Below are 22256 nucleotides of genomic sequence, written 5' to 3'. Positions count from 1 at the left end.
CTCAGAACGAGTACTGCTCGGGCATGGTCGGCCCGGGGGTCACCTGCGCACTCGCCATGGTGTCGGGCACGTTCTTGACCGCTTCTGAGACGATGCCGTACTCGGCGGGGTAGGAGCTGATCCCGATGCTGTAGAACTGCTCCTTGGCGATGCGCACGACCTCCTTGGCGTGGGCGAGCGCCTTGGTGAAGTCCGGCTCGTTGCGCATCGCGGTGAACGCGTCGAGCTGCTCGCGCACCACCTGGGGCGGCTCCTCGCCGCTCTTGCCCTTGCTGCCGTACCACAGGGCCCAGCGGATGGCGTAGCGGGCGCTGCCGGAGTTGCTCGGCACGTAGTAGTGGTCGCCGCCGGTGCCGGTGATCAGGTCGAAGTCGCTGCACGTGTACGTGGACGCCTGCGGCTCGTTGCCCATCGAGCGCTCGGTGAAGAGCGTGTCGGCGACCGGATCGACCCGCAGCCCGACCCCGACCGCCTCCCAGTGCTTCTTGACGAACTCCAGCGCCTGCACGTGGTGCGGGAAGTCCGTGTTGGACATGATGGTGACGGTCAGCGGCTTACCGTCGGGGCCGAGCCGCCTGCCGCTCGCGTCCTTCTTCAGCCCCGCCTTGTCCAGGTGCTCGCCGGCCTTGGCCACGTCGTACTCGGTGTGCTGCTTGGCGAAGTCCGCGTCGTAGAGCGCGTTGGTCTTCGACGGCGCGGCCTGCCAGGGCTCGCCCTGACCCGCGTACACGCCGTCGATGATCTCCTTGCGGTTGATCGCGTACGACAGCCCGACGCGGAAGTCCTTGTTCCTGAACAGCTCGCGCAGGTCGTCGTCGCCGATCGTCTGGTTGAACTGGATGATCATCGTGTTGCTGAGCCGGCTCGGCACGTCGAAGATCCGGTACTTGCCCTTGGCCGCGTTCTGCGCGATCAGCGGCTTGTTCTCCGGCGTGTTGAAGTTGCGGGTCTGCATCGTGATCTCGCCGTTCATGATCTTCAGCAGCTCCACCTCGACGTCGCCGAGGACCTCCGCCCTGAACCGGTCGATGTAGGGGAGCTGGCGCCCCTGCTCGTCGACCTTCCAGTAGTACGGGTTCCGCTCGGCCACCACCGCCGTGCCCCGGCCGAGCGCGTTGGAGATCTTCCACGGGTGCAGCGTGGGCATGTCGGCGTTGTGCGGGACGTCGTTCTTGTTCATGAACAGCTGCGTCCAGTCCTCCAGCTGCTGCTCCTTGGCGAGCTTGTCGGCGTCCGGGTTGTACTTCTTGTGGAACTGCTTGAGGTAGTGCTTGGGCAGCAGGAACCCGGACGCCCCGCCCCGCTCCAGCGTCGAGACCGCGAGCTGGAACAGCAGGCCGGCCTTCGGCTCCTTGTAGGCGTAGCGGACGGTCCGCTCGTCCAGCTTCTCCACCTTGACCAGCTCGTCCGTGCTGCCGTTCTCCAGGTAGAGGTCGTAGACGCCGGTCGTGTGCAGGTCCTTGTAGACGGCCACGTCCTCGAAGGCGAACAGCAGGTCGTCGGCCGTGCAGGGCTCGCCGTCGGACCACTTCAGGCCCTCGCGCAGGCGGAAGACGTACTCGCGGCCGCCGTCCTTCACCTCGAACTCCGCCACGTTCGCGATGATGTCGTCCGGGCCCTTCTGCCCGTTGGTGCCCGGTCTGAGGCGGACGACGGGCTCGTAGGCGAGCGTGTAGTACAGCCAGTCGATGTCGTCCTCGCCGACCATCGCCGAGCTCCACGTGCCACCGTAGGCTCCGGGCTCCCGCAGTGGCTTGACGACCAGGGGGTTCTTCGGCAGGCGCTGCTCCAGCGGCGGCAGCTTGCCGGCCTTGACCAGCTCGGCCAGCGCCGGCGCCTCCTTGGCGGACAGGTCGGCCGCCCGCGCGGCGCCGGCGGAGCCCGAGTCCGGGCTGGTGTCGAAGAAGCTGCAGCCGGAGGCTGTGGCCAGCATCAGCAGGCCGCCGCCGCGGAGCAGGCTCCTCCTCGTGAACACGTGCTCTGTCATGGGTGGTGCTCCGTTCGGGTCTAACGATTGACCTTGACCTGGCGGAAGGTCGCCGTGGTGTAGACGTGGACGCCGTTCGCCTCCTGGTTGCCGTCCACGGCGAGCCCGACGTAGAACCGGCCGGTCCGCATGACGATGCGCTCGTAGCCGATGCGGTCCCAGTTGAGCGAGTTGTCCGAGAGGAAGGCTTCGAACTCGATGTCGCCGCCGGTCGGCAGGCTCCGGCAGACCAGCCGCAGCCAGTACGGCTTGTCGTCCAGCGGATCGTCGCCGGCCGGCGGGAACACGCCGACGCTCGGCGTCGTGCCGTGGGAGGCGACCCTGATCGCCTTGGCGCGCCTGCGCGAGCCGTCCTCGTTGCTGGCCGCGTAGCCGATGCCGGCCATCATGAACGGCGAGTCGGGCTCCAGGTCCTGCCGGATCATGATCCCGGCCACGGCGTCCACATGGTTCTTGCTCACGTCGTCCACCCGGGCGGTGATCTCCAGCACCTCGCCGCGCTTGCTGAAGCCGACCGCCTTGTAGGCGAAGTGGAAGGAGTCCTTCCAGCCGGCGATCTTGCCGGATCCCTTGATGGTGAACACGCCGTCCTTGAGCGCCGTGTTACCCGGGATCGGCACCTCGCCGATGTCCTTGACCTGCCACCCGGAGTGCGTCCTGGTGCGGTTGACGTGGATCGGCACCAGCGAGGAGGTGGTGGCCGAGCCGGTGCTGTCGGTGGCCCTGGCGGTCAGGAAGTAGGTGCCGTCGGTGACGCCCTGCCAGGTCGCCTGGTACGGCGCCGCCGTCGCCTCGCCGATCTTCTCGTCGCCGTGGAAGAACTCGACCCTGGCGATGCTCGCGCCCCCGGCGGCCGTGGCCTCGGCCGTGACCGTGACCTGCTGCTTGTCCTTGTTCGCTGCGAACACCTGGTCGATCGTGGGTGAGGTGATCGCCACCTCGGGGTTGGGCGCCCCGGCCCGCTGGATCGAGTTCAGGTAGCGCTCCAGGTTCGTGTACCCGTCGCCGCCGAGCGCCTGGGCGTCCGCGGCGTCGTCCGGGTCGAGGCCCTGGGCGGTCTCCCACTCGTCCGGGATGCCGTCCTTGTCGGTGTCGGCCGGCGCGGCCACCTCGGACGGTAAGGGCAGGAAGCCGCCCACGTCCTTCTGCGAGTTGATGTGCCGTCCTGTGCCGGTGCGCGCCTCGTTGACCAGCCGGGCGTCGATGGCGTCCCGGCGCGGCAGGGTGGCGCCCGCCTGGTCGAGCACGGCCGCGTACGCCTGCTGCGGGGTCTGCTCGGTGATCCCGTTCTGGAACTCCACCGGCTGCGGCAGCAGCGTGATGCCGCCGATCGGGTAGGTGATGCCGAGCGTGTTGTCGGCCGTGATGTCGGCGTGGCCGGCGATCTCGTTGCCGCTGACGTGCCACTGGCCGAACCGGCCCGGGGCGACGATCTCCCTGGCGATCTTCGGCAGCGTGTTGGGGCCCGGCTTGTAGTAGTTGCCCACCAGGTTGATGCCGTTGGACCACTCACCGCCGTAGCAGGAGGTGATGCCGGGGTTGTAGATCACGTTGTTGCGGTGGTCCACCAGCAGGGCCATGCCCTCTTCGAAGCTGAAGCGCGGGTTGCGCGCGTTCTGGTGGATGAGCAGGTTGTGGTGGTACGTGATCGTGTCGCCGCCCCACAGGCCGCCCATGCCGTGCCGGCCCTTGTCGTGCACCGAGTTCGTCAGGCCCTCGGAGATGACGCACCACTGGACGGTCACGTTGGTGTTGCCGTAGACGGAGAAGCACTCGTCCACGCCCCAGCTGAACGAGCAGTGGTCGATGATCAGGTCACGCACGCCCCGGGCGCCGAACGTGTCGATCGGGGTGCCCAGCTCGTCGCCGCCGCGGAAGCGCAGGTGCCGCAGGATGATGTTGTTGCCCTTGATCTGCGTCTCGTTGCCGGTGACGGTGACGCCGTGCCCGGGGGCGGTCTGGCCGGCGATCGTGAGGTTCGACCCGGTGACGTCGAGCCCGCCCTTGAGCTTGATGGTGCCGGCCACCCGGAAGACGATCGTGCCGTCCGACTTGGCGCAGGCCGCGCGCAGCGAGCCGGGACCGTCGTCGTCGAGGTTGGTCACCTCGTAGACGGCGCCGCCCCGGCCGCCGGTGGTGAACATGCCCGCGCCCTCGGCCCCGGGGAAGGCGGGGATCTTCTTCGCCGCCTGGGCGCTTGGCGCGGGGGTGGGGGTGGAGCTCGGCGCCGGCTCCGCGCCGGCCGTGCCCGGAATTCCGGCCAACGCGACTCCGGGCGTGGCCAATGCGGCCGAACGCACGAAAGTGCGCCGGCTGAATGCTGATTGCTGGGGATCGAAGCCAAGGGCCTCGGTCATCGAAACGCTCGCTTTCCGCCCCGGAAAAAGGCAGGGCTGTGCCGTCTTTCGGCACACTCCGGACCCACGCTGTCGCTAGGTGAGAATTTTTATTCAGCCATGAATGGAGTGGATTCATCACATCGTGAACGACACGCATGTCAGTGTCAAGAGCGGTTTCCCGGCAGATGACGCGCCAGTAAACAACCGAGCCGTCTCATGGCACGAAGAAGGCCGCCGTGCGCGGCGCACGACGGCCTCGATGGATAGGCACCCGGTCCTGGGGGACGCCCAGGACGGGCGCCGGATGAGACAGGGTCAGTCTTTGAGCAGCTCCTCGGCCACGCCCACGTCCGTGATGAGCGTGTTGACCCAGCCGCCCTTGAGCGCGGCCCTGATCGCGGCCGTCTTGCGCCGGCCCCCGGCGATGGCGATGCGCCGCGGCACCCGCAGCAGGTCGGCGGCGGGAATGCCGAGAATGCGCTCCTCCAGCGGCGAGTCGATCAGCCGCCCCTCGGCGTCGAAGAAGCGCAGGCAGACGTCGCCCACCGCGCCGAGCCCGCGCAGCGTCTCCAGCTCGTCCTCGGAGATCGCGTTGCCGCTCTCCTGCAGCAGCGGCGACGGGTTGAGGCTGCCGATCCCCACCAGCACGGTCGTCAGCCGCGACCACGCGTCGACCACCTGACGTACCACATGGTCGTCCGACAGCGCCTGCCGCGCCACCGCCGAGCCGACCAGCCCGGGCGCGGGCAGGAAGACCGGCTCGGCGCCGGTCAGATCCGCGAGGTGGGCGGCCAGCCTGGTCGCCTGCACCTGCGCGGAGCCCTTGCCCACACCGCCGATGAGCTGCACGACCTCCTCGGCCACCCGCACAGGACGGCGCTGCATGGCCTCCACGGTGGCCAGCAGGCTCGCGCTCCACGACGAGATGCCGAGGTGCTCGCCGCCGATCAGCGTGGCGTCCAGGTGGGTCGCCCCGGCCGAGCCGAGCGCGGCCACCACGTCGTGGTTCTCGCCCGCCGCGTCCACGACGATGATCTGCTCCACGCCGTACTTGCGTTCGAGGTCCTCCTCCAGCAGCGCGTGCACGCCGCTGGGCACCACGACCACCGTGCGCACGATGCCGATCTCCGCGGCCTCCTTGAGCAGCCGCGACACCCGCGGCTGCGAGATGCGCAGCTGCGCGGCGATCTGCGGCTGCCGCACGCCGTGCTCGTGATAGAGCCGGGCGACGCGCACCAGCAGCCGCATGCGCTCGGACTCCTGGCTGAGCCGGCGGCCGCTGTATCTCACGGGCTCGCCGACGGCACGGCCCTTCTCGAACTGACCTTCAGCTCCCACGATCGCTGGCCTCCGCTTCGGCTCCGCCGCTCTTGCTGGTCCGGTGGCGAGCCCGGGCCACTGCCGAGTGCCATTGTGCTAGGGCTTGGCGCCGCTCGCACACCGCGAGAACGGGTGTGTAGCGCCGGCCGTGGCGGGGCAGCCCGGACAGCTCCCGGCGGGACCATACACCGGATGCCGCCCCGGCCAGATGCGCGGCGCCGAGCGCCGACAGCTCCGGCCGCCGCGCGACCCGCACCGCGTGCCCGCTCACGTCGGCCTGCCACTGCATCAGGTCGGCGTTGGCGGTGGGCCCGCCGTCGGCCAGCAGCTCCTCGACCGGACCGGCCGCGCGCTCCATGGCCGACACGACGTCGCCGACCTGAAGGCCGATCGAGTCGATCGCCGCCCTCGCCATGTCCTCCCTGCGGGTGTCGAGGCCGAAGCCCGTCATGACCGCCTGCGCACGGTCGTCCCACCACGGTGCGCCGAGGCCACCGAACGCCGGCACGATGTGCAGCCTACCCCGGCGGCCACGGGCCGCGAGCCGCGCCAGCTCGCCTGGCTCCGTGCCGAGCACCCCGGCCAGCCAGGTGATCGTGGCGCCGGTGGACAGGACGTTGCCCTCCAGGGCGTACGCCGGCTCGCCGTCGTCCCATCCGATCGTCAGGCACAACTCCTCGCCGGCCGCCGCCTCGGGTTCCGCGAGGCCCATGACGGACGAGCCGGTGCCGTACGTGACCTTGACCCGGCCCCGCCGCCCCGCCGCGTGCGCGAACAGCGCGGCGTGCGAGTCGCCGAGCACCGCCGAGACCGGGATCCCGGCCAGCGACGGATGCAGCCCGCCCGCGCCGGCGTGCTCCCCGGTGGAGGCGACCACGCGGGGCAGCGCCTCCACCGGCACGCCGAACAGGGCGAGCAGCTCGGGGCTCCACGCCCGCCGCCGCACGTCGAGCAACTGGGTACGGGACGCGCAGCCCACCTCGGCGACGTGCCCGCCGCCCAGCCGGTGCAGCAGCCACGAGTCCACCGTGCCCAGGCACAGCTCACCCCGCGCCGCGCGGCCCCGGCCTGGGTCGTGCCGGTCGAGCAGCCAGGCCGCCTTCGCCGCCGAGAACATCGGGTCCAGGGGCAGGCCGCTGATCCGGCGGACCCGCCGGGCGGCGCCCTCGGCGGCCAGCCGGGCACACAGCTCGGCGCCCCTGCGGTCCTGCCAGCTCACCAGGGGTCCCAGCGGCTCGCCCGTGGCGCGGTCCCAGAGCAGCACCGACTCGCGCTGCACGCTCAGCCCGACCGCCGCGACCCGGCCGCCCGGCGGGAGCCCGGCCAGGCACTTCGCCACCGCGTCGAGGACACCGCGCCACAGCTCCTCGCCGTCCTGCTCGACCCGTCCTGGGCCCGGATCCCGCCGCGAGAGCGGGGCCGAGGCCACGGACACCGGCTCGCCCGAGGTGTCGACGAGGATCGCCTTGGTCGCGCTCGTGCCCTGGTCGACCCCCAGCACGAAGGCCCCGCCACGGGCGGCTCGGCCGGCGCCCGGATCAGCGCCCTGACCGGCGATCCCGCCGTCGGTTCGATCGGCGGCCCCGTCAGATGTGCTGGTCAAGGCCCAGCACCTCCAAGGCCGACCTGGCGATCCCGGCCGCGGTGAGCCCGTAGTACTCCAGCAGGAACTCCGTCTCCCCGGTCGGCGCGAACGTACGGGGACCGAGCAGCCGCATCGGCACCGGCCGCGTCTCCAGCACGACCTCCGCCACCGCAGCCCCGAGCCCGCCGGTGGGCACCGCCTCCTCGGCCGTCACGACCGCCCCGGTCTGCCGCGCCGCGGCCATGATCTCCTCCCGGTCGAGCGGGGAGATGGTGGACACGTTCACCACCCTGACCTGCACCCCGTGCTCGGCCAGCAGCGTGGCCGCCTCCAGCGCCCGGCTCACCAGCGTGCCGGTCGCCACGATCGTGGCGTCCACGCCCTCGCGCAGGCGCACCGCCCGGCCGTAGGTGAAGGCGGGGCCCTGCGGCGGCGACACGTCCGGCACCGGGAACCTGCCGATCCGCAGGAACACCGGCCCCGGCGTCCGCGCCGCCCACCGGATCGCCGCCCGCGTCTGGGCCGGGTCGGCGGGCACGATCACGGGCAGGTCCGCGATGGCACGCAGCCACGACAGGTCCTCGGTCGAGTGGTGGGTGGGCCCCAGCGCCCCGTACGAGAGCCCGGGGCTCATCCCGCACAACTTGACGTTCGCCACGCTGTAGGCCACGTCGGCCTTGATCTGCTCCAGCGCCCGCGCGGTCAGGAACGTCGCCGCCCCGCACACGAACGGCACCAGCCCCGCGTTGGCCAGTCCGGCGCCGATGCCGACCATGTCCTGCTCCGCGATGCCCACGTTGACCAGCCGGTCCGGGAACTCCGCGGCGAAGCCGCCCAGCTTGCTCGACCCCACCGAGTCGTTGCACACGGCCACGATCCGGCTGTCGGCGCGGGCCAGCCGGACGAGCTCCTCGGCGAAGGCGTCCCTGCAGTCGTGCCGCTCCTCGACGATCAACGCAGTTCCTCTAGCGCGAGGCGGGTCTGCTCGGGGTCCGGCACCCGGTGATGCCACTCCACCCGATCCTCCATGAACGACACCCCTCGTCCCTTCACGGTCCTGGCGATCACGCAGCGCGGCCGGCCGGCGCGTGGCGCGGTGACGGCGTCCAGCAGCGCCAGATGGTCGTGACCGTCCACCTCGACCGCCTCCCACCCGAACGCCCGCCACTTGTCGGCCAGCGGCTCCAGGTCGTTCGTCGCGCTGGTGCGCGCGCCCTGCTGCAGCCCGTTGCGGTCCACCACGGCGGTCAGCGAGGCCAGCTTCCTGTGCCCGGCCGTCATGGCGGCCTCCCAGTTGCTGCCCTCCTGCAGCTCGCCGTCGCCCAGCACCACGACCGTCCTGGCCGCCGAGCCGCGCAGTCGCAGGCCCACCGCGACGCCCACGCCGACGGGCAGCCCGTGGCCGAGCGGGCCCGTGCTGGTCTCGACGCCGGGCACCGCCCTGCGGCTCGGGTGGCCGTTGAGCGGCGACAGCGGGGCCGCGAACGTCCGCAGGCGCTCGGCGGGGAAGAAACCGCAGGTCGTGAGCGTGGTGTAGAGGGCCACCGAGCAGTGTCCCTTGCTCAGGATGAACCGGTCGCGCTCGGGCCAGTCCGGGTCGGCAGGATCGACGCGCAGCACGGCGCCGTACAGGGTGGCCAGGATGTCCGTCACCGACAGGTCGCCGCCGGCGTGGCCGAGGCCCGCGCCGCTGATGGTGCCGATGACGGTACGCCGGATCCCGGCCGCCAGCGCCGCCAGGGCGGCGGCGGAGGCGGCCCGGTCGGAGTGCGCCAGCCGCTCGCGCAGCCGGCGCCACTCGCCGATGGCGTCCTGATCGGGCCGCAACCCGCCGCTTCCCGTCCGCGCTCCCGTGGCCGCCGTGCCGCCGGAGGCCGGGTCGGCGGGTGTCGTGATCGTCGTGTCGCTAGGTCGCACGTGCCATCCCGATCGCCGACCAGAGGAGCGCCTGCGCCGCGAGGGCGTCCTGCCGTTCCTGGGCGTCCTTGAGCGCGTCCAGGTCGATCCGGTCGCACACCTCCTCCAGCGCGCGGATGGTCCTGATGCTCTGCGAGAGCGCGCGTACCGGATCCTCCCTGAACGGGAACTGGTCGAGCAGCACCGGCTCGCTCCACCCGATCCGCCGCACCGCGAGCAGGTATTCGATGGTCTCGAACAGGTGCACCGAGGCGACCGGCAGGTCGTCGTCCCAGCCGCGCCAGTTGTCGTTCAGCTCGACCGAGACGAGCTTGCCGCGCCGGTGCACGAGCTGCACCGCCTCGGCCGGCGTCTCCCCGGCCAGCAGGGAGTGGCCGAAGTCCATGACGATGCCCACGTTGGGCTGGCCCGACTCGTCGATGGCCAGCAGCGTACGGGCCGCGTCGGCGAGCGTGATGCGCACCCGCGGCTCCTTCGCCTTGTACTCGATGGCGAACCGCACGTCGGGATGGGCGGAGGCGAGCTCGCGCAGCGCGTCCACGGTCAGCTCCCACAGCCGCGCGTAGTCGGCCTGGCCGGGCAGGTCGAACCCGTCCTGACCGGGCCAGAACTTCACGTAGTCGGCGCCCAGCTCCCGCGCCACCGCGACGGCCTCGTGCACGCGCTCGGCGGCGCGCCGGCGCACCGCCGGATCGGGGTTGGTGAACGCTCCCTTCACGAACTCCCGCGTGTAGAGGTGCGGGGTGATCGCCCTGGCCCGCAGCCCGCGCTCGGCCAGCGCCCCGGCCAGCTCCGACGCCTTGGAGATCCCGTCGGCGAAGGGCACGTTGATGTCCAGGCATTCCAGCCCGTCCACGGACGCCGCCAGGTCCAGCATCTCCGTCATGGTCCTGGCGGGGCCGTAGCCGTCGGTGGCGTACCTGTCGACGATCTGCCCGAACGCCCATATCCCCGCGCCGAACGTCAGCGCACTCATGGTGCATCGCCTCCTGTCGTGTGATGTGCCTGGCGCCCGGCGAAGGCGCGCAGCTTCGCGAAGAAGTCCTCGTGGATGAACCGGGCGTCGATCGAGTCGTACGTGCGGATCGGGCGGTTGGCGGCGGAGAAGTCGAGGCCGCCGTCGAAGCGGAAGTTCGGCGCGGGCCGCTCGACCCAGGTCCCGCAGTCGGGGTGCAGCATCAGCCCGATCGCGGGGGAGTCGCCGAGCACGCGGAACTCGATCGACCCGCCGTGCTGCCGCTCGTTCCACTCGACCAGCTGACGGACGAGGTACTCGCCGATCTCGCCGCACGGGGCGACCTTCTCGTCCAGCTCGGCGTAGCCGACGGCCATCATCCGGTACGTCGGCGCCGGGATCTGCCAGACCTTGACCGCCGAGGAGAAGACGATGTTGGCCGCCACGATGTCGTTGGACAGGTTGAACTCGGGCCTGCCGTCCTGCGGGCCGCGCCCGTCGTATCCGCCGCCGCCGATCCAGATCACGGTGACGTCCCGCTCGGCGATGCGCGGTTCGAGCAGCAGAGCCGCGGCCATGTCGGTCAGGGGGCCGAGGAAGGCGACGTAGAGCGGCTCGGCCACGTCGCGCAGGGCCTCCTCGATGATCAGGTCCACGCCGGGGGAGCGGACCGGGGTGCCGGCGTCGGGCAGCGCGTACGGCACCCCGTCCGCCACCGGCACCCGGCCGTCGAGCTTCATCAGCCGCAGCAGCAGCTCGATTTCCTCGCGGCTTTCCTCCAGGCTCCGCCTGGAGCGACGGTTGCCGAAATGCGCGGGCACCAGCCCGCGAATATCCAGGCTCGGGGAGAGCAGCGCGTGCACGATGGCGAATTGGTCGTCGGCCTCGTTTTTGGCATCGGTGTCGACGATCACTCTGCGCCGGTGGGAAAACGTCCTGCCCGCCATGGGCCCTCCCGAGCGTGAATAACTATTCAATACTGTATCTATATTCCGATATTAGGTTGTGACATTTGCCGTGTCAAGATCCCAGAGGATGAAGGAAAGGGCGTGCGGCGAGATCGTGTGGTCGTCGTGCGTGGCGTCCTCCAGCAGGTCCCACCGCCCCCGCTCGGGCCGCCCGCCGGCCAGCAGCCGCACCCGGTCGCGCACCGGGGCCTGATAGACCCGGTGGCTCACGCCGTTGAAGCAGCACTCGTCGAACCGGTTGAGTATCTGCACCTGGCTCCGGTTCGCGCCGATCGAGGCCATCACGTACATGTCGAGGAAGTCGTCGGAGCTCGAGGCGTAGAAGCCGGGGAACGCGGCCTTCGTCTGCTCGAAATCGCCGATCGTGGGGCTCGGCTTCGGCGAGGCCGGCCGCAGGAAGAACGGCAGCGAGCCCGCCACCGGGTAGCTGCGGGTGATCCGGGGGTCGAGCGCCGCGTAGACGGTCGTCGTCCAGCCGCCGCCGGACAGCCCGATCATCTCGACCGACTCCGGCCGGTACGTCCGCTCCGTGTGGTTGAGCGTGACCGTGAGCGGCTCCAGGAAGAAGGTCAGCGTGGAGAACTCCGCCGTCTCCCACGGGACGAGCTCGCGGTGCGAGGGCGGTGGCAGCATGGTGCCCGGATTGTTCGGGTCCTCGATGCCCTGCGCGTTCCAGTGGTGGAACGGCATCGCGTACACCATGACGCGGTAACCCCGGTCGAGCAGGGCCTGCGTGGTGCGGATCATCGTCTCGGGCGGCTCGCCGTGGCCGTTGTGGTACAGCGCCAGGCGGCGGTTCCAGCCCGTGCGGGGGAGCAGGTCGTACACCTTGGCGGTGACCTGATACCTGAGCGGGACCGTCAGCAGGTCGATCCGGCGCACGCCGGTGAGGTCCTTCAGCTCCGCCGGGGCGGCCACGCCCGTCTCGACCCGGGGCAGGGTCCTGGGCGGGCCGGCGCCCTTCCAGATGTAGCCGGCCATGGCCGCGCGCCTGGCCTCGATGTCGCCGGCCGACGCGATGCCGATCAGCGGCTCGATGTCGACGCCGGCGACGGCCGGGGGCAGGGTCTTGTACTCGGGGCCGAACCTGGCCGCCGCCTCCTGGTTCACCGGGGCCACCGGGCGGGGGGCCGGCTTGCCGCCGGTGCCCGTTCTGCCGGCTCCGGTCTCGATGGCCTGCGCCGCCGCGGCCGGCGCGGCGGTGGTGACCAGAGCGGCGCCGATCCCGCCCAGCACGCCCCCCAGCACCCTGCGCCTGCTCGCACTCACGCCCGCGTCCCCGCCCGCACCGGCGCTCGCGCCCGCACTTATGCCCGCCTCCGGGGTGTTCTGTCCGTTCGTCACTTCGCCGCTCCGTCCGCCGATTCGGGGTTCCAGCCGCCCAGCACGTACGCCGGGTCGCTCCACTGAGCCGCCTCGGCGTCGGTGAGTTGCCGGGAGCAGGGCAGCCGCTGCGAGAGGTCGACCGGCTCGCCGTCCAGGCCGGTGCTGCGGTACTCCCAGAACGAGGCCGACTGGGCCTGGGCGCAGTCGTTCGGGTCGATCTGCCAGCCCACCGGCGCGATGTGGGTGTCCATCTTCGTGTCGATGAACACCGCCTGGCTGTGGGTGAACCGCCACACCGCGGCCCGGCTGAGCATCACCGACCCCGCCGGCACGCCGGGCGCCTGCGTCAGCCGCGTGCGCACCAGCACGATCCCCGGCCGCGTCTCGTCGTTGCGGCTCTGCGTGATGTAGCCGGAGTCGGTCGACTCCAGCACCGAGTCCTGGATGAACACCGTCCCGGTGCCCCAGATGAAGTCCGTGTCACCGCTGATGCGGCTGTCGGTGACGAACCCCTTGCCCTGGAGCCGCAGCGTGTCCTGATTGCTGCGCAGATCCACCCGTTCCAGGACGATGCGCTCGTTGTTCCCGCGGAACGCCTCCGCCTGCGACCCGCCGTCCGGCGTCGTGTTGTGCACGGTGAGGTCGGCGAGCCGGAAGTCGGCCGCGTCCACGCCGAACGTCTGCCGCCAGCAGTTGTGCAGGTCCGAGGTCTCCAGCACGCGGCGCGGGCACACGTCCGCCGGGCCGCCGTCGGCCAGCGCCTTGTCGCCGTTGCGCAGGTCGTTGTTCGGGTACGCGATCACGGTGCGTCCCGCGCCCGCGCCCTTCACCGTGAGGTGCGGCCGGTCCTCGCGGACGTACACGATCTCGGTGTAGACGCCGGGCTTGACGTCGATGGTCACCGGCCGCCGGTTCCCGGTCGGCACGGCGTCGATCGCGCCCTGCACGGTGCAGAAGTCACCGTCGCCCGCGGCCGAGACCTTGAGGCGGCGGGGGTCGCCGTGCGGCGGGCGCTTCCTGGTCCTGAACCGCCAGTCGCCCGGGTCGCGCACGCCGTCCCATCCGGGGAAGACGCCGGGATCGACGGTGACGTAGTACTCCTCGCCGTACTCCAGCGGGTGGTGCGGGTAGACGGAGGCCCGCGTGCCGTCGATCATGATCGACTCGTACGAGAAGTCGTGCGGCAGCCCCGTGTCCGAGACGGCGGCGCCGATGTTCTTCCTGTCGGTCTTCGCCGTGGCCGCCTCGACGCGGTCGGCGAGCGTGCCGTCCGCGCGGCGGATCTCGATCGCCCCCGAGGCGCCGAGCGCGGGCGCGCCGCCCGGGAAGGTGCTGGGGAAGGTGATCGTCAGCGGCGCGTCCACGCACGTCCCGCCGCCCCGCCCGGGGACCGAGAACCGGGGGCCGCCGCCGGAGGCGGCCGTCGTCTGGGAGGTGGGGGAGGGCGGTGATGTCGCAGGTCGCTGGGGTGCGGAGGAGGACGCGGACGCCGTGCCGGGCGGCGTCCCTAAGGCGAGCGCGGTCACCGCCGCCGTCACGAGAACCGGGATCTTTGCCTTCACATTCGGCCTCTCTATGCGCGAATGGATAGTTGGCTTTGAATATATATGTAGACCTGCTGACAAGATCGGTCAAGGGTGATGAGCCTTGTCTGTGCCCGCACCTTCGTGGCATGCTGTCGGCCACGCCTGAAGTGACACGTGTAGACTCCGGGAACGACCTGGTCAGCGGCCAGAAGGAGCAGCCATGAAGAAGAGCCTGGCCCTCATGAGCCTCCTGGCCGTGCTCGCGGCGGCCGGATGCGGATCGGGAGACGCCGGCGCGAACACGCTCAGCTTCCTCGGCCCGGAAGATCCCAAGACGTTCCAGCCGGTGATCGACGGCTTCGAGGCCAAGCATCCCGGGGCCCGGATCGCGTACACGCAGATCCCGTTCGACCAGCTCAACAGCACGCTCCAGCAGCGGCTGGCGGCCGAGGACGAGACCATCGACGTCTACACCGTCGACCAGCCGCGCGTCTCCGCCCTCGCCGCCCGCGGCTTCCTCGTGGACCTCAGCGACTGGAAGGAGCGCGTCAAGCAGGCGGCGCTGCCCGCCCAGTACGACGTCAACGAGTTCAGGGGCAAGCTCTGGTCCGTCCCCATCTGGACCTCCGACCAGTTCCTCTTCTACAACAAGACCCTGCTGAAGCGGGCCGGCGTCACCCCGCCGTCCAGCGACCCCGCCGAGCGCTGGACCTGGGAGCGTACGGTCGAGGCGGGCAAGCAGGCGCAGGCCAGGGGCGGAGCCCAGTGGGCGCTCATCCCCGAGCAGATCGAGCAGTACTACCAGCTCCAGAGCCTGCCCGAGTCGCTCGGCGGCGGATCCGGCATCACCGGCGCCGACATGCTCACCCCCGCCCTGACCACCGACGGCTGGCTCAAGGCGATGACCTGGTACCGGGACCTGTTCGCGGGCGGGCTCGCCCCACGCGGGGTCGGCTCGTTCCAGACCTCGCCGCTGTTCACCGAGGGCAAGGTCGCCTTCTTCGCCGGCGGGCCGTGGGACGTCGGCACGTTCGGGGCGGCCGAAAACCTGGACTGGGGGGTGGCGCCGTACCCCTACTTCGAGGGCGGCAAGCAGGTCACGCCGACCGGCTCGTGGTCCTGGGGCATCAACCCGGCCTCCAAGAAGCAGCGGCTGGCCCGCGAGTTCCTGGAGTACGCCGCCCTCGACCCCGAGGGAAACCTGCTGACCACCAAGGCCAGCCCGATCATCCCGGCGAACCGGGCGGCCTTCGAGAAGTACGTCCCCACCCTCGACGCCCTCGCCGGCGAGAAGAGCAGAGGCGCGGGCGCGATCCTGACCTACGACGCCGATCACACGGCCGTGGCGCGGCCCCGTTCGGTCGGCTACATCCAGTTCGAGGACATCATGACCAAGACGTTCGCCGACATCCGCAACGGCGCCGATCCCAAGCCGCGGCTGGAGCAGGCCGCGCGGGAGGCCACCACCGCCTGGGCCCAGCTCCGATGACCACCCCACCCCCCACCCCGCAGTCCTCCATCCCGGGGCGACCCGACGCCCCGAGGAGGCCCCGGCTCGCCGACCGCCCGGCGGCGGTCGCGCTGGCCTTCCTCGCCCCCGCCCTCGTCGCCCTGCTCGTCCTGCGCCTCCTCCCGGCCGGGATCGCGTTCGTCAGCAGCCTCAACCACACCAGCCTGCTCACCGGCGAGACCTACTTCGTCGGCCTGCGCAACTACGCCACGCTCTTCTCCGACCCCACGTTCCTGCAGAGCGTCCGCGTCACCCTGCTGTTCAGCGTGATCGTCAACCCGCTGCAGATCGCCGCCGCCCTCGCCCTCGCCGTCCTGTTCACCCGGCGCTTCGCCGGCGTGCGGTTCCTGCGCGTGCTGGTCATCCTGCCGATCGCCGTCCCGCCCGCCGTCTCCGCGGCCGTCTGGAGCGTCGCCTACCGCCCCGACGGCCTGCTCAACTCCCTGCTCACCGTGCTCGGCCTCCCGCCGCAGCCCTTCCTCACCTCACCCGGCCAGGCCCTGTGGTCGCTGATCGTGCTGCTGTCGTGGATCGGTGTCGGCTACTGGATGATGTTCCTCATCGCCGGTCTCCAGGACATCCCGATCTCCCTGTACGAGGCCGCCGCCATCGACGGCGCCTCCGCCTGGCGCCGCTTCTGGCACGTCACCCTGCCGCTGCTGCGCCGGCCGCTGGCGTTCGTGCTGGTGGCCGACACCGTGGCGAACTTCCTCGTCTTCGCTCCCGTACAGATGCTGACCAACGGCGGCCCGGAGGGCTCCACGAACGTGACCATGTACGACATCTTCACCCGCGCCTACACCGTGGGAGACCTGAGCCTGGCCCAGGCCGAGGTGATGCTGCTGGTGCTGCTCGTCCTCGCCGTGGTCGTCGTCCAGTTCCGGCTCCTGCGCGGGAAGGACTGAGCCCCCGTGTCCAGACGCCTCTACACCCTGCTCGCCACGGCCATCGGGCTCGCCTTCGCGCTGCCGCTGCTGTGGGCGCTGTCCAGCTCGCTGCGCGGCGGGTCGGAGATCTTCCAGCACATCTCGCGGCTGTCGTGGGAGACGCTCGTACCGGCCTCGCCCACGCTCGCCAACTACGGCGCCCTGGCCACCGGCACCTTCGGCCGCGCCATTCTCAACTCCCTCTTCGTCGCCCTGGTCACGGTGGCGGCCGGCCTGCTCATCTCGGCCGCGGCGGCGTTCGGCCTGTCGGCGCTGCGCTTCAAGGGACAGGGGGCGCTGTTCGCGATCGTCGTGCTCAGCTTCCTCATCCCGTTCGACGCCATCGCGATCCCGCTGGCGACCCTCTTCCGCGACTGGGACCTCACCAACACCTACGCCGGCCTGATCCTGCCCGGCCTCGGCCACGGCCTGGCCATCTTCCTGCTGCGCCAGTTCTTCCTCGCCATCCCCGGCGACCTGGTGGAGGCCGCCCGCATCGACGGCCTGGGCTGGTTCGGGGTGTTCGCCCGGATCTACCTGCCGCTCTCCCGGCCCGCCCTGGTGAGCGCCGGCCTGACGCTGTTCATCTTCCAGTGGCAGTCGTACGTCTGGCCGCTGCTCATCGGCACCGGCACCGACCACCAGCTCGGGCCGATCGCGCTGGCGAACATGCGCGGCCAGTTCACCATCGACTACGGTCAGCTCTTCGCCGGCTCGATCGTGCTGACGGTCATCCCGCTGCTGATCATCCTCCGCTTCCAGCGCCACTTCACCCAGTCCATCGCCACCACCGGCCTCAAGTAGCGTCCCGGCGGGGACGGCAACGCTGACTCGACCACCCATACTCATTCCACGAAAGGTCTCCATGACTGCCCGGACCCCCACCCACGTCGTCTTCGACACCGACATCGGCTCCGACGTGGACGACGCGCTGGCACTCGCCGTCCTGCTCGGCTCGCCGGAGGCGGACCTGCTCGGTGCCACCACCGTGTACGGAGACACGCTGCTCAGGGCCCGCCTGACCAAGCGCCTGGCCAGCCTGGCCGGCCGTTCCCTGACCGTCGTCCCCGGCGCCGCCGAGACCCTGACCGGCAGGCCCGTCTGGTGGGCGGGGCACGAGGGCCGGCTGTTCAGCGACCTGGACACGGAGACCGCCGACCCGGGGGACGCGGTGGCGTACCTCGTCGACCGGGTCACCGCCGCGCCCGGCGAGGTGGACGTGGTCGCGGTCGGCCCCCTCACCAACATCGCCAAGGCGATCACCTCCGCTCCCACCTTCGCCCGCGACGTACGGCACCTGTGGATCATGGGCGGCCGCTTCGACGTCGCCGAGCCCGAGCACAACCTCAAGTGCGACCCGGAGGCGGCGGCCGTCGTCTTCGGCTCCGGCGCGCCGATCACGGTGACCGGCCTGGAGATCACCACCACCGTCCGGCTGGACGCCACCGACGTCGCCGCCATCGCCGCGGCCGGGCCGCTGGGGGAGGCGCTGAAGGCGGAGATCGAGCAGTGGTGGCGGTTCTGGAACGAGGAGTGGAACTGCCCGCACGACCCGATCACGGTGCTGACCCTGCTCGCACCGGACCTGTTCACGTTCAGCCCGGAAGGCCGGGTGACGGTGGAGCCGGACGGGACCAGCAGCTTCGCAGCAGGAGGCGGCCGCACCCGCATCACCACGGCCGCGCCGGCGGAACGAGTGGCCCAGGAGATCGTCCACCGCATCATCTCCGCCACCACTCCGGCCTGACCGACGTCGCAGGCCCTTTCCGGTCAGCCGGTCAGGCCGGCGGCCCGTCCACGAGCTTGTGTAGGAACTCCTGGGTCTCGGAATCGACCGCGTAGAGCACCACCCCCGCGAGCCCTCGGGTCAGGAGCACCTTGTAGGTGTTGCGGACGAGCCGGTCGAACTGCTCGTGGGTCACGGTCGACTTCGTCAGATCCTTGTCGTGGCTGCCCGCGCGGTCGGGGACCATCCGCCCGCCGCGAGCGAGGAGATCGGGCCCGATGATCACGCCGGCCCAGTCGAACTCCAGCCCTTGGGCGGTGTAGACGCAGCCGACCTGGCCGAAGCCGCCCGGGGAGGTCGCCCAGATGTGACTCGGCGGCGCCTGCCCGACCCTGGAGGTGCTGTTGGCGTTCCAGGGATGTTCCCAGCCGTCGATCTTCACGTCGGGGACCAGGCTCTTGTCCGCGTTCGGTTTGCTCCACGGCCAGCAGTAGCCGGCGGTCATCCGCGCGGTCCAGCCGTCGGCGAGCTTGGCCCCGAGCACGGACTCCATGTGGGCCGGCGACTCGGCCACGATCACCTCGAAATTCTCGTCCCCTTCCCACGGCTCGGGCAGGGCGTCGCCGTCCCACTCCGCGTCCTCGCCACCGAGACCGAGCAGCCGCCGGACCCACAGGTCGTAGGCGACACTGCCGCCGCACCGCCACTGACCTTCGAGCGAGATGTGGTGGTGGCGCACGTTCAGCCGCTGGGCGTGAGCCTTGATGGCGGCCAGGGTGCCCACCTCACCGGGCTTGACCACCTGATGTTCGTCGAGGAAGAAGACAGGCACCCGGGCGGCGTTGATCAGGTCCTCGATCTGCGGGTTGTCACTGCACTTCTCCCTGCGGAAACGGTCGAAGGACTTCAGCCGGGCGCGATGAGCCTCGTCGGCGATCAGGATCTCGGCCTCGTTGGGGCGCGCCTGCGCGAAGTCGTTGAAGTACCTGAAGAGGTTCCGCAGCTCTTTGTCGCCGCCCGTGACGAAGCGGCGCATCGTCTCGGTGAAGGCCCTGGACCCGGTGGCGTACCACGTCTTGCGCTTGTCCTGGGTCATGTGGCGCAGGAGCTCCATGGCCACCGCGGTCTTGCCGCTGCCGGGACCGCCGGTGATGGTCACGACGCGTTTGGTGTTCGCGGCGAAGGCGCTCTCGACCGCGTGGCGAACGATGTCGAACGCCGTCTGCTGCTGGTCGAGGAGGATGAAGGCGTCCCGGCCCTTGAGCACCTCCGCGGCTTTCTTGAGCAGCGGCTGATTCGGCTGGACCCGTCCGTTGAGCAGTCGCTCCGCCGCCTGCCGTCCTTCGCCGTCACCGAAGCGGCCGCTGAGGTAGTCGATGAACGCGCTGCGCTCCGTCTTCGTGTAAAGCCGCACGTTCTCGTCCAGGGCCAGCTTGAACAGGTCGCGCACGCTGTGCCGGGTCGCGTTGTGCAGGTAGACGACGCCTTCCACGGCTTGCGGATCCCCGTCCAGCGCGCTGCAGTTCTCCACGAGCCGGCGGCGGTAGCCGGACACCTGGATGACGGGATGGGTGTCGTACTCGTTCCGGCTGCCCGGCACGACCACCAGCTTCTCGTCCTCCTCGTACAGCTCGGCCTCGCTCCACTGCTTGAGCTCGACGACCACGAACAGATCCTTGCCCGTGCGCCGATCGGTGCCGGCGAGCACGGCGTCCGCCGAACTGCGCCTGTTGTGGGGCATTGGATATTCGAGCATCACCTCGATCCGGCCGAGCCCGGCGTCGCGCAGGTCCCGGACCAGCGCGGACACGCTGTTGGTCCACGCCCGCAGCTGGCTCTTGGTCGCCGGTCGCCCCGTCTGACGCTTCGTCGCCTCGGCGAGCGAGGCGGTGAACGCCTTCTCCATCTCCGAGGTGGGCGCCGTCAACGCGGCGAAGAGCTGGTCCACCGACCCCACGTAGGCGGGTGCGGGTGGCTTGGCCATGCGATACCCCCAAGGCACGAGTGATTCGTGCGGTGTGGGGGCGTGTCCGGATCACCGGAAGCCCGTCGGGCCGCTTCTGACAGTGGTGCTGAGCTATGCGGCGGGCAGCAGCCGCCTCAGGAACGTCTGGGTCTCGGCGTCGGCCGAGTAGAGGAGAGTGCCGAGCATTCCGCGGGTCAGCAGGACCTTGTAGGTGTTCCTGATCAAGCGGTCGGCCTCCTCGTCATCGGTGCCGCGAGTGAGAGCCGGGTCCCTGCTCGCCGCTCTGACCGTGATCAGCCGGCCGTTCCGCGCGACCAGATCGGGCCCGATGATCACGCCGTTGTAGTCGTACTCGAAGCCCTGAGCCGTGTAGACGCAGCCGACCTGCTCGAAACCGCCGTCCATGGTCGCCCACAGCGCGCTCGCGGGAGCCTGGCCCACGGCTCGGTCGCCCTTGACGTTCCAGGGGCGGGTCCAGTCGCCGATCCTGACGTCGTGGACGAGCGTGTCGTCCTTGCGCGGCTCGCTCCACGGCCAGCAGAAACCGGCCGTCATCCGAGCGGAGTAGCCCGCGTCCAGCTTCGAGCGGAGCAGGTCTTCGAGTCTCCGGGGCGAATCGACCGCGGCGACCGTGAAGTGATCGTCCCCCGTCCACACTTCGGGGAGGCCGGGTCCCAGCCCGAGCAGGCGCAGCACCCAGTTCTCGTAGGCGCGGCTGCCGCCGCAGCGGAACTGCTCGCCGAGGGAGATCTCCTGGACGCGCACCCCGCGAGCCCGCGCGTGCGCCCTGATCTCGGCGACGGTGCCCATCTCCCCAGGCCGTACGACCTGATGCTCGTCGAGCAGGAAGACCGGCACCCGCGCCGCGTCGATGAGCTCGTCGATCTGGCGGCGGTCGCCGCGCAGATGGGCGGCGGTGTAGCGGGTCTGCGAGGTCTCCCGGATCCGATGGGCCTCGTCGCAGATCAGCACGTCGAGGTCGTTGGGACGGGCCTTCGTGAAGCCGTTGAAGTATTTGAACAGGCTCTTCACCTTCGACGATCCCCTGCCAGGCACCCGTCGCAGCGTCTCGGTGAACGAACGGGACCCGGTGGCGTGCAGGACGGCTCGCCCCTGCCGCGACAACTCGCCCAGCAGGGATAGGGCGATGACGCTCTTGCCGCTGCCCGGCCCGCCGGTGACGATGACGACCTCCTTGGCACCCGCCCGCCGTGCCCGCTCGACGGCGTGCTGGACGAGTTCGTAGGCCAGACGCTGCTCGGCGAGGAGGACGAACTGCTCCCGTTCCTTGATCTCCTGGGCCGCGAGCGCGAGCAACCGCTTCGACGGACGGATCGCACTTTCGAGTAAGCGGTCGGCGGCGTCGGTGCCGGGTCGCGGCGCGAACTGGTCACGCAGGAACCGGAGGAAGTCCGCGCGCCGGCTTCTGGAGAACATCCGGGCCCGCCCATCGCCCGCCGCCGGGTACAGATCCCGTACGTCCGGGTCGGCCGCGTTGTGCAGGTACGCCACACCGGTGAGGGCGTCGTCGCGCCCATCGAGCACCTCGGTGAAGTCGGCGAGGTAATCGCAGTAGCCCTGCACCTGGAGCGCCGGATGCAGCCGGGGAGCGCCCGGCCATCCCTCCACCAGCACGAGCTCGGGATCGTCCTCGTACAGCTCAGCCTGGCTCCACTGCTTGAGCTCCACCACCATGTAGGCGTCGCGCCCGGTGTGCGGGTTCACGCCCGCGAGCACGACGTCGGCGCGCTTGCTGGTCAGCGGAAGCTGGTATTCGATGAGCATCTCGACCGCGCCCAGCCCGGCGTCGAGCAGGTCACGTGCGAGCACGGGAAGGCTGCGGTCCCAGGATCGCGACTCCGCGGGGGAGGGGCTGATGTGCGCGGTCCTCCCGAGGTGCTCCGCGATGGCCTCGCTGAGCCGCCGCTCGGGGATCGAAGCACTGGTCACGAGCTTGACCAGGCTTTCGGCGGAGTGCCGAAACGCCGTCACGGACCTACCCCCAGGCAGCACGAGAGACTCGTGCGGTATGGGGGCGTGTCCGGAGATCAGCCGATCCGCGGAAGCCCGTCGGGCCGCATCACTACGACAGGCAGATTACCTCGATCGACCGACGTTTTCCCGCGAAGGCGGCTCGTCGCTCCGCGGGGCCGGATCGCCTCTCACTGAGCAGTCTTCGGCCGGGATCGGGGCGGCATGGACGTG

General features: G+C 70.6%; 16 protein-coding genes. 4 read left to right on the top strand and 12 right to left on the bottom strand.

All coding sequences use genetic code 11. The features are described from left to right. Position 1: 1 nt before the first annotated feature. From AB0C27_RS01755 to AB0C27_RS01710, 10 genes are all read right to left on the bottom strand, one after another. Entirely contained in the window at positions 2-1987 is a 1986-nt protein-coding gene (locus AB0C27_RS01755; protein WP_357836234.1) for an ABC transporter substrate-binding protein, read from the bottom strand. A gap of 20 nt (positions 1988-2007) precedes the next feature. After that, on the bottom strand, positions 2008-4251 hold the full coding sequence (locus AB0C27_RS01750; protein WP_357836230.1) for an Ig-like domain-containing protein: 2244 nt from the start codon (positions 4249-4251) through the stop codon (positions 2008-2010). Between the two features lie 390 nt (positions 4252-4641). Beyond that, positions 4642-5664: a sugar-binding transcriptional regulator gene (locus AB0C27_RS01745; protein ID WP_346109519.1), complete on the bottom strand. Its 1023-nt coding sequence runs from the start codon at positions 5662-5664 to the stop codon at positions 4642-4644. Continuing rightward, positions 5654-7249 (bottom strand): FGGY family carbohydrate kinase, encoded by a 1596-nt coding sequence (locus AB0C27_RS01740; RefSeq protein ID WP_357836227.1) that lies wholly within the window; start codon positions 7247-7249, stop codon positions 5654-5656. The genes AB0C27_RS01745 and AB0C27_RS01740 overlap by 11 nt, the downstream gene beginning before the upstream one ends. Continuing rightward, entirely contained in the window at positions 7233-8186 is a 954-nt protein-coding gene (locus AB0C27_RS01735) for a transketolase C-terminal domain-containing protein (protein ID WP_357836224.1), read from the bottom strand. The genes AB0C27_RS01740 and AB0C27_RS01735 overlap by 17 nt, the downstream gene beginning before the upstream one ends. Next, complete coding sequence (locus tag AB0C27_RS01730) at positions 8183-9148, bottom strand: transketolase (protein ID WP_357836222.1); 966 nt, start codon at positions 9146-9148, stop codon at positions 8183-8185. The genes AB0C27_RS01735 and AB0C27_RS01730 overlap by 4 nt, the downstream gene beginning before the upstream one ends. Then, positions 9138-10124 (bottom strand): TIM barrel protein, encoded by a 987-nt coding sequence (locus AB0C27_RS01725; protein ID WP_357836219.1) that lies wholly within the window; start codon positions 10122-10124, stop codon positions 9138-9140. The genes AB0C27_RS01730 and AB0C27_RS01725 overlap by 11 nt, the downstream gene beginning before the upstream one ends. Continuing rightward, positions 10121-11050 carry a nucleoside hydrolase gene (locus AB0C27_RS01720; RefSeq protein WP_357836216.1) on the bottom strand — a complete coding sequence of 310 codons (930 nt, stop codon included), beginning with the start codon at positions 11048-11050 and terminating at the stop codon, positions 10121-10123. Before AB0C27_RS01720 ends, AB0C27_RS01725 begins: the two co-directional genes overlap by 4 nt. Before the next feature lie 51 nt (positions 11051-11101). Then, positions 11102-12415 carry a hypothetical protein gene (locus AB0C27_RS01715; RefSeq protein WP_357836213.1) on the bottom strand — a complete coding sequence of 438 codons (1314 nt, stop codon included), beginning with the start codon at positions 12413-12415 and terminating at the stop codon, positions 11102-11104. Next, positions 12412-13959 (bottom strand): pectinesterase family protein, encoded by a 1548-nt coding sequence (locus tag AB0C27_RS01710; RefSeq protein ID WP_357836211.1) that lies wholly within the window; start codon positions 13957-13959, stop codon positions 12412-12414. The genes AB0C27_RS01715 and AB0C27_RS01710 overlap by 4 nt, the downstream gene beginning before the upstream one ends. 184 nt (positions 13960-14143) lie before the next feature. On the opposite strand from AB0C27_RS01710, the gene AB0C27_RS01705 reads away from it, so the two are divergent. From AB0C27_RS01705 to AB0C27_RS01690, 4 genes are all read left to right on the top strand, one after another. Next, a complete protein-coding gene (locus AB0C27_RS01705) occupies positions 14144-15412 on the top strand; it encodes a sugar ABC transporter substrate-binding protein (RefSeq protein ID WP_357836208.1) in 1269 nt (422 codons plus the stop codon). Beyond that, entirely contained in the window at positions 15409-16338 is a 930-nt protein-coding gene (locus AB0C27_RS01700) for a sugar ABC transporter permease (protein WP_357836206.1), read from the top strand. The genes AB0C27_RS01705 and AB0C27_RS01700 overlap by 4 nt, the downstream gene beginning before the upstream one ends. Before the next feature lie 6 nt (positions 16339-16344). Next, positions 16345-17163, top strand: coding sequence for a carbohydrate ABC transporter permease (locus AB0C27_RS01695; RefSeq protein ID WP_357836203.1), 819 nt, complete (start codon positions 16345-16347; stop codon positions 17161-17163). Positions 17164-17224: 61 nt separating this feature from the next. After that, positions 17225-18106, top strand: coding sequence for a nucleoside hydrolase (locus tag AB0C27_RS01690; protein ID WP_357836200.1), 882 nt, complete (start codon positions 17225-17227; stop codon positions 18104-18106). 31 nt (positions 18107-18137) lie between these two features. Here AB0C27_RS01690 and AB0C27_RS01685 read toward each other — a convergent pair whose 3' ends face one another. Both AB0C27_RS01685 and AB0C27_RS01680 read right to left on the bottom strand, forming a co-directional pair. Next, positions 18138-20069: a DUF2075 domain-containing protein gene (locus AB0C27_RS01685; protein ID WP_357836197.1), complete on the bottom strand. Its 1932-nt coding sequence runs from the start codon at positions 20067-20069 to the stop codon at positions 18138-18140. 93 nt (positions 20070-20162) lie between these two features. After that, positions 20163-22043, bottom strand: a complete 1881-nt coding sequence (locus tag AB0C27_RS01680; protein WP_357836194.1) for a DUF2075 domain-containing protein — start codon at positions 22041-22043, stop codon at positions 20163-20165. Positions 22044-22256: the final 213 nt, after the last annotated feature.

It is taken from the genome of Nonomuraea sp. NPDC048882, assembly GCF_040649755.1.
GTDB lineage: Bacteria > Actinomycetota > Actinomycetes > Streptosporangiales > Streptosporangiaceae > Nonomuraea > Nonomuraea maheshkhaliensis.
The sequence above is the reverse complement of the archived record's forward strand: the minus strand, read 5'-3'. Positions and strand labels throughout refer to the sequence as shown.

What these genes read in the sequence shown, in the direction of transcription:
- AB0C27_RS01755 (WP_357836234.1), bottom strand. Translation starts at nt 1,987, where the DNA reads ATGACAGAGCACGTGTTCACGAGGAGGAGCCTGCTCCGCGGCGGCGGC.
- AB0C27_RS01725 (WP_357836219.1), bottom strand. Translation starts at nt 10,124, where the DNA reads ATGAGTGCGCTGACGTTCGGCGCGGGGATATGGGCGTTCGGGCAGATC.
- AB0C27_RS01720 (WP_357836216.1), bottom strand. Translation starts at nt 11,050, where the DNA reads ATGGCGGGCAGGACGTTTTCCCACCGGCGCAGAGTGATCGTCGACACC.
- AB0C27_RS01705 (WP_357836208.1), top strand. Translation starts at nt 14,144, where the DNA reads ATGAAGAAGAGCCTGGCCCTCATGAGCCTCCTGGCCGTGCTCGCGGCG.
- AB0C27_RS01700 (WP_357836206.1), top strand. Translation starts at nt 15,409, where the DNA reads ATGACCACCCCACCCCCCACCCCGCAGTCCTCCATCCCGGGGCGACCC.
- AB0C27_RS01690 (WP_357836200.1), top strand. Translation starts at nt 17,225, where the DNA reads ATGACTGCCCGGACCCCCACCCACGTCGTCTTCGACACCGACATCGGC.
- AB0C27_RS01685 (WP_357836197.1), bottom strand. Translation starts at nt 20,069, where the DNA reads ATGGCCAAGCCACCCGCACCCGCCTACGTGGGGTCGGTGGACCAGCTC.